Below are 521 nucleotides of genomic sequence, written 5' to 3'. Positions count from 1 at the left end.
CTGTGCATCCGCTGCAACAAACGCTCAAGGATCTGGAGCGCGCTTACGCCAACTTCTTCGCCAAGCGGGCCAACGTCCCGCGCTTCAAGAAGAAGGGCCAACACGACAGCTTCCGCTATCCCGACCCCAAGCAGATCAAGCTCGACCAGGCCAACAGCCGCATCTTCCTGCCCAAGCTCGGCTGGCTGCGCTATCGCAACAGCCGGAAGGTGCTGGGCGAGGTGAAGAACGTTACCGTCAGCCAGTCGTGCGGCAAATGGTTCGTGTCGATCCAGACAGCGCGTGAAATTCAAGCCCCAGTGCCCAAGGCCACCAGTGCCGTGGGCATCGACATGGGCGTGACACGCTTTGCCACGCTCTCAGACGGCACGTTCTACGCGCCGCTCAACAGTCTCAAGCGGCACGAAGACCGCTTGCGCAAGGCGCAGCAGGCGATGAGCCGCAAAACGAAGTTCAGCAACAACTGGAAGAAGGCGAAAGCCCGCGTCCAGAAGATTCACGCCCGGATCGGTAACGTCCGC

Annotated in this window: 1 protein-coding gene; it reads left to right on the top strand. The window is 61.0% G+C overall.

From position 1 onward, the window contains the following. The coding region (locus Tchar_RS13680) for an RNA-guided endonuclease InsQ/TnpB family protein (protein ID WP_144329504.1) at nucleotides 1–521 on the top strand (521 nt) is incomplete at both ends.

It is taken from the genome of Tepidimonas charontis (genome assembly GCF_007556685.1).
Classification (GTDB): domain Bacteria; phylum Pseudomonadota; class Gammaproteobacteria; order Burkholderiales; family Burkholderiaceae_C; genus Tepidimonas; species Tepidimonas charontis.
Note: the sequence above shows the minus strand (reverse complement) of the source record. Positions and strands in the feature narration are given on the sequence as shown.